Source organism: Aeromonas sp. QDB54, from assembly GCF_027707385.1.
Lineage (GTDB): Bacteria > Pseudomonadota > Gammaproteobacteria > Enterobacterales > Aeromonadaceae > Aeromonas > Aeromonas hydrophila.
Genome location: NZ_JAPCIT010000050.1, coordinates 1 through 10,311, shown reverse-complemented (window position 1 = coordinate 10,311; position 10,311 = coordinate 1). Strand labels below are relative to the sequence as shown.

Here is a 10,311-nt window from a genome sequence, read left to right as displayed (position 1 = left end):
ATGGATACCGTGTCTCCTTTCCCGGGGAATGGCTATGGCACAGCGAAGGTGTAGCACTATTGGGATCAGTTATTTAGTAAGTCGCAAGGATCTGCTCGCGGAACTTGCCGAAAAGCTGGATAAACGGCGATTCGATGGTAGCCGTATTATCGTGAGTTTTGTGCAATGTAATTTGTTTATGAGTAAGCGGGTCCCAGACCAGCCGAGGAATGTCGCTAGGCGTGTTTGTGGCATGGCTGGGCCATGTTCGGTCTGATGAACCAATACCTATGTTGTGATATTCCTGTATGACGACTTGCTGCTCTGGTATCTCTTCAGAAATCCGCTCTGCGAACGCGATCAATTCAGGCACTGCAAATGTATATAGCCATCCTTCCTGGGGGCCAGTATTCGTCATTCGTAGCACTCGTCCGAGAACCTGCCGATAGTGCAGTTCAGTTCGAATCAGCGAAAGATGACAGCAGATCTGAAGACGTGGAATATCTGTGCCTTCACTTATCATCCCGACGCTAATAATCCAGGCCGCATCGCTTGAACGGAACTTTTCGATCTGTGCAGCCGCATCCGGTGTTTTATAGGTCACTAGAACCGCTTGCTGGTTCATCTCTGTTGCCAATATCTGGGTGATCAACGCAGCATGTTCAACCGACGCTGCGACCACCAGGCCTGCTGCATTGGGTACCTCTTCTCGCATTTTCCTGAGTCGTTGATTGGCAGTACTCAGCATGTGGCGAATCGCGACAGGATGCGAAATTAACTCCCCGTAGCGGATATCTTGTTGGTTAAATAGCTCTGCAAGGGATGAGTAGGATTTTGTCTCTGAGGAGAAGTAAACAGAGATCAGATCGTTATCAATCAGGACGATTTTAGGTCGTCGGCAGACCCTATCCTCGATTGCCTCTCTGAGGCCATACCGATAGTCGCATTGAATTCGGTTGTCTGGATCCGCATAACGGGCCAGTACAATCGGGGCTTGGTCTGAACGCCATGGCGTTCCTGTTAAGGCCAACGTATAAGTCGCTTGATCCTGAATATTGAGTAGGATTTCCTCTCCCCAGGCGTTTGCATTATCGGGTTCAGTGCCCGAACAGTGATGGATCTCATCAAAGATGACCATCACGTTGTGAGATGCAAACAGCTGCCAGAAATCCTCTTTGAAGAACAACAAGTTTTGGTAGGTGTAGCTACAGCCGGCAGCACCAATAATCCCATCAAAGCGTCGCTCCAGCACCCTACTCATGGATAAGCGCATCCCCTCAGCCACTGCTACGGAAGGAGAGAAACAAAGAATGAAGTCGATCTTGTCATCCACGAGCAAACGACGGCTTAGTTCCGCAGCCATTGTGGTTTTTCCCGCACCTGGCGTGGCTAAGCACAGAAAATGGCGATAGTTCTCATAGTGTATGAGGGCTTGCTCAACGCAAGTTGCCTGCCATTTGCGTAAATGCATCATCAGGCCCTTTGCGAATGCTGCATTATGACGGTTTGGATCGCCTTTAGTTGCCCTAATAGTTTGGAGCTCTTCTCTCTAGCCTCTCGGTAGTCCGCATCAAACAAGGACTGAATGGAAGGAAACTCCTTAGCAAGCCGTTGATATTCTTCGGTCTCTCCGATAGCGGTTAATAAATCAACTTGGTAATTATGGGCTTTGAGTTGCAGTTCCGATAAGACATGGCTGTTAGTCATGGCATTAGGGGACAACACACCATCCATTGGCTTTTCGTCACATGGCTCTTCTTGCCGGTTTTCGACGAACAGTGTTTCATGAAACTTCGGCGTTTTTCTGTACTTCACCGCGCCACCAGTATTTGGCACTTTCTCAACAAGATCATTGCGTTGCAGTCGCACTACTTGTCGGTAGACCTTCCGGTATGCATCCCTTCTTTCCGCGTCTCCCTCGGGAACACCCATAAATTTGATATAGGAATCCCTAAGCACTTTGACTGTGAAGTGATCAAGACTCTGCACTACGAGAATTTGATAGAACGGAGGCGAAAGAGTCTTTTTCTTTGGGGGCATCGTATAGTCTCGTTGTCGGGGTGAAAGAACATCATAGGCTTTAACGGTTGCGGATTATAATCCGTGGTTATGTTCGCGACAACTCTGGATAGTTCTCGTCTTTATGAGAGACGAGAAATGAAAGACTTAGCGATCAAATTCGGTGAACGCATTCGCCAGAAAAGAATACAAATCGGGATTTCGCAAGATAAGCTGGCTCTGCTGTCAGAGATTGACAGAAGCTATGTCGGTAGGATTGAGCGGGGTGAGGTCAACGTCACCCTGGAGAAGGCGTATCAGCTTGCGGAGGTTCTCAATTGCGACATTCGTGAGTTATTGCCCTAACCATCGATTTACTTCTGGTTATGAGTTTTGCTAGTGGCCAAACAATTGGGCCCAAAAGTCATATCTGGGAAATTGGCCATCAGTAAGTCACTGGAAACAGAGGCCGGTGGGCAGGATAGATCAGTAGTGGAAACACCTTCCTCTCAGGAAAACTCTTAAACTACCTAGCGACCGGTAGATCGTCCCACGAGGTGGTGTAGCGTGGGCCCAAGTGTTCGCGTTTCATCATCCACTCAGAGGCGTCTACACCTTTCGAGGCAAATCCTATATGGCCCAGGCCACTATGGTTGATGGCATCGATCACCGCCATTAGCCGGCGGTCGGGTGAGCCAGGATTGTCGAACAGATCTGCCTGGTAGTGGTCCCGCGGCGTGAACGAACCGAGAATGACGCCGCCTTTTTGATAGCGGAATCCGTCGCGCCAGATATGGGGCAGCAGTTGGGTTACATGATGCAGAAGTTCGCGAGTATCGTCGGTTGGTCGCGGCAGCTTGGCCGAAAGCTGATTGCCATAGTAGGGCTCGCCTTCGCTAAAGGGGCTGGTGCGAAAGAAGATGCTCACATGCTGGCAGCGCATCTTCTCGTGGCGTAGCTTCTCGGCGGCTCGCTCCATAAAGGCCGACAACGCTTGATGCATGCTGGCTTGCTCCATGATCCGTTCGCCGAACGAGCGACTGCTGACGATTTGCTGCTTGGCCGGGGTGTCTATTGTCAGTTCAGAGCAGGGAATGCCGCGCAGTTCCTGGACCACGCGCTCCACTACCACACCATAACGCTGGCGGATCTGTTTGGGAGGCACAGCCATCAGATCTGCCACGGTTGCCACGCCTTCGGCCTGCAGCCGTTTATTCAGGGCGCGTCCAATACCCCACACTTCATCGATTGGGGTGATGGCCATCAGCCGAGCTCGGCGTCCCTCATCGCGAATATCGACAACACCTCCTGTGGCCGGCCACTTTTTGGCGGCGTAGTTCGCCAGTTTGGCCAGGGTCTTGGTTGGGCCAATGCCCACGCCGACGGTAAGACCCGTGTACCGCTGGATGCTGGCCCGGATCTGGTGCCCAAAATCAACAAAGTTACCGGCCCATAACGAGCCGAGCTCAATAAACGCCTCATCAATCGAGTAGACCTCTATGGCAGGAACCATGCTCTCCAACGTAGTCATCACCCGCTGGGACATATCGGCATTTATGTGGAATGGAAAATCAAGCCAGTCGAGCTCGGTCCGCTAACAACCAAGCATTGTTTGTATGATTATGGCGCTTTCAGTCATTTCAGGGCGCGCCTATAAACAGCGCTTAGTAACTAATGGGCAGAGAGCGGTCAAGTAGGCACTCAATGGGATGTTGTCGAGCTGACATCAAGACCAGCTTGAACGGCGGCTGCCTACAGAAAATGCTCTACCTCTGTGCTATCGATAAAGGATGGTTTCGACATTAAGAAGAACAATTACCCGGTATATCGAAGATCATTTGTCGACATCATCGAACACTGAACGCGTTGTAACCATGGGAGTATGCGGAGGTGCTTCCTCCTTTTTTTGTGTCACGATGTGCGCCCAATCCGCTTCATCTTCGGAACCTTCATCATGCTCGCGCTTGCGTTTTTCAAGCTCTGCGATTGAGCGCTTAACATGCTCGCGTGCATCGTCGATCAAGGCTGTGGCGTCCATATCGACACCGATCGCCTCAATGTGATCAAGTAGGTCGAGAAGTTTCGCAAAGTGACTGTCAGGTTCTTCGTCTAAATCAGCATCGTCTGTAATCTCTTCGATCCGCTCTTCGAGCGACGGCAGCACAGTTGTCCGCAGCGATAAACCCACACCGATAAGCTTTAGCGGCGGTATGACAGCCAACATTTGTGGTTCCTCGAAGAGGGAGACGTCAAGGCCGTTGAGCACGGCAGACTCCAACTTGTCGGCCACATCCAATCGCAAATCGCCAGGCAAGACGTTTAAGTGATGAGCACGTGCGTAGGTGGCGATCTGGGGATCGTTACTGAGGAGATCGGAGCTCCAGCAAGACCTGCGAAGTAGATTTGGAAATTGCTCTAGGGTTTTGATGAACACGGCCGCACTTGAGCGATATGACAGGAAGTGGAACAGCATCCAATTGCGATGCCGTTCGTCGGGTGTACATCCAAGTCGTGCGACCAGCGCATTGTCGAGCGTCGTCGGGATGACCAACGCATCTCGAATGAGCGGCGAGCCCTCACACGTGAAGCTGCTAAGAATTGTGTCGATAGTCGCGCCTCGTATGAGCGCAGCCATCATATGGGGTTTCTGACGCAGAATCTCCGTTAGGGCGTCGGAGATCGTCGGATGGGCGAAGGTCCATTTTAATCCGGAAAGCTTCAGGAACGAGCCCTTCAGTTCAGTGAAGCAATCCTGAAGCTTAGTTAGAGTGTACCCCGTCAGCTCTGCGACAGCCTGTGCAGCCGAAGCGTCATGATCGATAGGATCGAAGCCGGCCTGGTGGACATAAACGAGGAGAAGCGTGGCTTGCAACTGACCATCCAAGGCGTTGATGGTATCGATCAGATGCTCTGTCGGCTCCTCCATGAAGCGGACAAGAGAGCTTTCGCGAGGTGCTAGGCCCTTGGTGAAGTTTGGATCCCCGAGACGTTCGGCGATCCCAGGAAGGAAATCTCGAACAGTGGCGACTGCTGCCAGATGCGGCTTGACACTCGATTTCCAGCTCTGGCTCTGCTCACCGAAATTTACATGGTTATAGAGAATCTGCGCCTTCTCTTCGGACGTTAGCTCGCCGACGTCCACCACAGCACAGCCATCTGCGAACTGGGTAAGGTTACGCTGCCCAAGCCGACGTCGTGCAGCTTCGTAGATATGCTTACGGGAAGTTAGGAGGAAGCGATTGCCATGCTTAATTGCGGCCCGCAGTTTAGAGAAGGCCGAGGCCCAATCCTGTACATAGTCATCACGTAGCACATTTGAACCGAATGCATCGTCGATCCAGAAGAAGCGTCCCGGGTCATTAGGATTCCAACCTGCCTCAAAGTCGCGCGGGCTGGTCAAAGCAAGTACAGTGTTCTCCGGGTTTTCAGATGCTATGGTCGAAACGATGGCACCAATCGCCGATTTTCCACTTGAGGGGTTGCCGAGCAGCAACACTACGCCGTGCTCGGCGATCGCATTCACAGCTGCACGATGGGCCTGAGTAGGTACATAAGTGCGAAGTTTTGGTATCCAGCTGTCGAGCAGCGCCCGGCTCTGTTCGCTCAGTCGCTCATCCACGATCGAGGTAAGGTCCCCTAGGCCGTAGACCTGCGGGACTAATGCGCGCAAGCGAGCGCTGCTCCTGATAACTCGTACTATGTACTGACGACCAAGAATATGCGGCTTTCGCACGCCAAGTGCCCGAAGCCTAGTACGCATTACAGATGCGACGGGAGCATCCACGCTCATGTTAGTCATGAATACATAGGTGTCCGCCTGGCCTGCTTTGACTAGTTCTTCGACATGGGATGTCTCTGCGTTGAGATCTCCAAGCTTCAACGCCTTTGAGGCATCAGAAGTATGTTTGCACTGGACCGTTCCAATCGATGGAAATTTGTTTCCTGCAGGAATGAGGAAAACTGCGTCCTGACCGCCATCTTGGGCTTCGCGGAAGATCTCCACTGGTCTGCCGAGCACGACTTCACATACCTGTGAGCATAGATCCTGAAACGCACGCCAGCCGATGGTATGGAGTGCCAAATCGCTCCAAGGACCGTGCGCTCTCCCCCTCTGCTGCATCAGAGTCTCGATTAACGCGCTCTCGGCCTTCATGCAGTGGTGACGCCGCGTAGGACACCAAGCGGCATTGGGCGGATTTCCAGGTCTGTGACCACGCTCGTTGCGCCGAGCGACCCAAGGTCGATGTCAAGCCGTCTCCCTCCCTCCTTCGCAGTGCTCATCAAGCGTCGGCAGAGGAGATCGGCAAGCGCAGGGTCCTCAACGGCACAGATGATCTGACGCCCATCCAAGCGCAGAGCAGCGAGCACTTCCACCAGGTGAAGGGCCCTAAAATCATCGATGTGTTGAACGGGGTCGTCGAGTAGCAAAGACTTGAGTGGTGTCCACGCCCGTGCGAGATGGACAGAAAGAAGAAAAGCGAGACCGGCTGCACGACGCTGGCCACTGCTGAAGACAAATTGTGGGTTTAGACCGTTTCCGACTTTAAGACTTAAGAAACGACGTACGTCGCCGCGAATGCTGTAATCGATTGTGTGCCAGTCGGCGTGCGGTCTTAGGCGCTGGTACAGCTCGTTGAGAAGCGGGCTAATCTGAGCAAGACGCTCATCGATGATTTCGGCGCTCACACGCTTAACTGAGCGCTCGATCTCGCGAGCTGCGGTAACGGCAGCTTGCGATTGACTGACAGTATGCGCGAGCTTCTCTACTTCAGCTCGCAGTACCGAGATGTTGCTTTCGATTAACGACATTTGCGATACAGCTTGCGAGGCTTCCAGCACTATCAACGCACGCTCAAGGTCGATCAGCCGGTCGCGCTCTGAAGAAATAGCTTGCTCTAGCCCATCAGGATCGTTGATGAGGCGGAAGTCGAGAGACCAATCCGAGTAGAATGAGACATGTGACTCTTCCTGACTGCGCAGCCGGCGCAGCTTTTCTGCATGAGTATCAAGCATAGCTTCGGCAGCTTGGAGCGTAAGGCTGGATAGCCGTGCATTCTCTTTCGCAATGGTGAGAGCATCGTGAGCAGCCTGAACGCCCGACGCCAGTGATTTGATCCGGCGCCGTGCCGCGGCCACACCGGAGGAAAACTCGTCCGGCGTCCGATAGGCTTCGCATAACGGGCAATGCTCTTCGTGCAACCCGAGGCGCTCACCGTGCTCGACCAGAAGGCTCAGCGATGCTGCAATTGCGTCTATCTCTTCTTCGCGCTCGAGGCGTTGTTCGGCTTCCGCGACCGCCTGCTGCGCAGCCTGATGCTCTCTTTGTGCTGCTTCGTGCACTCTTGAAGCGGTCTCCCGATCCGCAATAGCCTCCGGAGTTGTGTAGGCCGCCTGCGCCGACGCAACCTCATGACCGAGTTGAAGCGCTTCGCCCATTCGACCTAATCGGGTTCGCTTGCTCGCAAGTGCATTTCGACCTGCTGTCAGCCGTGCTGTCAGTTCAGGCGGCGCATCTGGTGCGGCTATGGAGATTACCTGGAGAGCAGAGGCCATATCGCCTGAACGGCTAAGGGCTGTTTGCGTCTCAGACAGTTGCGTCAGTCTGTCTGCCAACCGCGAACAGGCAGCTGCATAGGCAGCCTCGTCTTTAGAGTGCGTTGCTTCGGTAGCTGCCACAACCTCCTTGGCTCTACTACTTGCCTCAGAGCCTTCTAAAGCACCGAGCGCCGAACGGACAAGATCGAATCTCTCCGTTTCGGTGAGGTCTAGGCTGAGTGCTGCGATCCATTCGTCGCGGATGATTGAGGTTCGGGTGAGCTGCCTAAGTGCATTATCTGGCACAGGACCGCAGCAAAGCGCGGCCTGGATTTCATCCGCTGAACGATCAGCACCTGACTCGCGTGTACGAGTGATTGTGAACGGCTTGCCATCGTCGTCGACGAACGAGACCGTAACATAGTGGGCCTTCGGGACGCCTTCGCCACGCCACCATATATAATCGCTGATGCTTTCCTTCGCCGCCTTCTCAACAGCATATTTGTCGATGGAACCGGTGATCGCAAACTCGATTGCATCACATAACGTGCTTTTACCAACACCGTTCCGGCCCGTAATGACGGTGAAGCCCTGTCCGAAGTTAATACGGACGAGATCCCTGAATCCACGAAAGCCGCATACTTCGATGAAGTCGAGCCTCATAATGTCGTTCCCAAGATACGAGCAACCTCTGTTGGCGTTGTCTCGTTATTAATGAACGAGGTAATGGCCTCAGGAGAAATGTCTTTCAGCCTGGTACGCAGTCTCGTTTCGAAGTTAGACACGCCAAGCAGCGGCTTGGCGCGTAAGGACAGCAGCGGTAGCAGCGCTTTCTCAACATCATCCGTTGTGATGATCGAAGCCCTGGCAATTTTCCGAGTCAAAGAGAAATCCTCTTCGATTCGTTCGATCTCACGCGCTCGGCTCACATCTTGATCCGGGGTCAGAAAGATTGAATAGACATTCCACGCTTTTGTTCCTGCGGCGCGCAACGACGCGGCATGGCGAGCGAGAGCCACTTGTTGACTCGCACGCCAAGTGCAGAGAAGAGTATCTGCGGTATCAAAGACTTGAACGAACCCCATCAGCGCCGCGTTTTCGAAACAGGTCACCGGGCCGGCCGAGCCAGTCCACGACCAAGTTTCGTATTGGGCGTCGCGAAGGAGGATTTCGGTTTGCGTGAAGATATCCATTAGATTCCCAACTCTGCTCTTGCCCCAGGGAGGTCATACCATTCGCCCGCTGGGTCAGGACGAATCACGTCGCCGGGGCGTCCGTTGCGTACGATGTTGCCCGGCACGCCTAAGTTGGTCGCGCCCACAGCCACAACGATGTCAGGCTGCATCGCGGCAGGTGGCTCGATAAACCTCCCGCGTAGAGTCCCGAGGACGGTTTGCGCTCCATTGATAACGCGGATGCTACGGCCGTTAAGCTCATAGCCATCAGGGCGTTGCAAGGCCCCAGCCTGACGTAGCAGTAAGTGGAAGAAGCCGAGAGCTTCTGTATTTGCCGGGCGCAAGAGCTTGGCTGGTTCCGCCGCCGAGACGCCTTCTGCATCTCTCCTCAGACCATACAAAGCCTCGCTATCGAAATTTTCAACGTTTAGCCAAGCTGTGTCGCACTGAATTCCTGTGGTTTGCTCGAAGGCGGTTCGACCTGCATCCAGTACCTGTCGAAGGTAATTCGATGAGAATGCACGACGCAGTTCGTCGAGCGCTACAGCTCCAGACTCTTGGACATGTTCGAAAGCCACGTTTGGTGCGTTGGCGATCTCCCAGAGCTGAGGGGCCTTCTGCTCGAGCACGTTTGTTGGTGACAGGTCGATAACTGTCACGGATAGCGGCTGAACGTGGCTCAATGCTTCACCTATCACGGTATTGAGATATTCCCAGTCTGACCAGAAGCCCACGACGAGTAGATCCTTCTGCCGAAGGTTGGCGGCCATCCATACTTTGCTTAGCGCAATACGGGCCGAGATGGTTGGATCATTGAGCTGCGAAGGCGCCCATACCGTAGCTGGCCGATCGCGGAAAGAACAGCCATGGAATTTAAGCAAGGGAGCCTGGCGAACGAAGTCAGCGCTGGCTTCGTCTCCGTCGAGCGAGCCACGGAAGTCAGAGCCGTAGTCCCAGGCGCAACGTTCGATGAGGGTGTCGTAATTGCTCGATATGCCAGCAACTGCAGCGCGAGTGATGAGAAAATCCGCTATCGCGGCATGCCCGGTGTTCGGCTGCCGCATAAATGCGTTCCAAGGGACGAGGTGCTCGATGAAGACAGATTGAAGGGTATCGAGTCCCGCGAAGTGTTCGGCGAGCGCCTCTAGATTGTCCCGAAGCGCGGGATCACAGTTTGGATCAGATTCAAGACGATACTTTTCAAAGCACCGCTCGGCGACCGTCAAGGCCGATGGCAGGCTACTAGGCGGCGCCATCGACAGCCCTGCACCACAGACAACTAGAAGGCGGCCAGCGTTCATGGAGGCTAGCAGTCGAGTTATTATTTCAGGACTCATAGGCAGCCGCGCAAAAAAGATCTCGCCGACTCGATTCAGTTACAATTTTGTCAATCCAGCTTATCGTATTAGTGGCATTCACTGCTGTCCCTCACTACTGCCTTCCGCTTCTCGCTATGAAAAAACCGATCAAATAATTGGGCCCCTTTCCGCCCTCCAGTTAGATTTCATATGAGCCTGTACTATATCGAGGCGTTCGATGATAGCAAAGTGCATATTCCGGCCGATCATGAACACCAATTCCGATTCAACGTGAACACCATTTCCGGACCAATGTGAACGCTCAT

8 protein-coding genes are annotated in these 10,311 nt (G+C 53.5%); 1 reads left to right on the top strand and 7 read right to left on the bottom strand.

Going from position 1 to position 10,311, the window contains the following annotated elements:
- Positions 1–73: 73 nt before the first annotated feature.
- Both PG881_RS23375 and PG881_RS23370 read right to left on the bottom strand, forming a co-directional pair.
- Positions 74–1,450: a DEAD/DEAH box helicase gene (locus tag PG881_RS23375; RefSeq protein WP_042889247.1), complete on the bottom strand. Its 1,377-nt coding sequence runs from the start codon at positions 1,448–1,450 to the stop codon at positions 74–76.
- Between the two features lie 2 nt (positions 1,451–1,452).
- Positions 1,453–2,019, bottom strand: coding sequence for a hypothetical protein (locus tag PG881_RS23370; RefSeq protein ID WP_010635904.1), 567 nt, complete (start codon positions 2,017–2,019; stop codon positions 1,453–1,455).
- 117 nt (positions 2,020–2,136) lie between these two features.
- On the opposite strand from PG881_RS23370, the gene PG881_RS23365 reads away from it, so the two are divergent.
- Positions 2,137–2,343, top strand: coding sequence for a helix-turn-helix domain-containing protein (locus tag PG881_RS23365; RefSeq protein ID WP_010635903.1), 207 nt, complete (start codon positions 2,137–2,139; stop codon positions 2,341–2,343).
- A 160-nt stretch (positions 2,344–2,503) separates the two neighbouring features.
- Here PG881_RS23365 and PG881_RS23360 read toward each other — a convergent pair whose 3' ends face one another.
- The 5 genes from PG881_RS23360 to PG881_RS23340 form a co-directional block, all read right to left on the bottom strand.
- The gene (locus PG881_RS23360; RefSeq protein WP_270803230.1) at positions 2,504–3,523 is read right to left on the bottom strand and encodes a DinB/UmuC family translesion DNA polymerase; all 1,020 of its coding nucleotides are present in this window, start codon (positions 3,521–3,523) and stop codon (positions 2,504–2,506) included.
- 288 nt (positions 3,524–3,811) lie between these two features.
- Positions 3,812–6,058, bottom strand: a complete 2,247-nt coding sequence (locus tag PG881_RS23355; protein ID WP_202803856.1) for a hypothetical protein — start codon at positions 6,056–6,058, stop codon at positions 3,812–3,814.
- Positions 6,059–6,126: 68 nt separating this feature from the next.
- Positions 6,127–8,175 carry an ATP-binding protein gene (locus PG881_RS23350; RefSeq protein WP_010635900.1) on the bottom strand — a complete coding sequence of 683 codons (2,049 nt, stop codon included), beginning with the start codon at positions 8,173–8,175 and terminating at the stop codon, positions 6,127–6,129.
- A complete protein-coding gene (locus PG881_RS23345) occupies positions 8,172–8,705 on the bottom strand; it encodes a hypothetical protein (RefSeq protein WP_010635899.1) in 534 nt (177 codons plus the stop codon). The genes PG881_RS23350 and PG881_RS23345 overlap by 4 nt, the downstream gene beginning before the upstream one ends.
- Positions 8,705–9,988, bottom strand: coding sequence for a hypothetical protein (locus PG881_RS23340; RefSeq protein ID WP_202803855.1), 1,284 nt, complete (start codon positions 9,986–9,988; stop codon positions 8,705–8,707). Before PG881_RS23340 ends, PG881_RS23345 begins: the two co-directional genes overlap by 1 nt.
- Between the last annotated feature and the right edge of the window lie 323 nt (positions 9,989–10,311).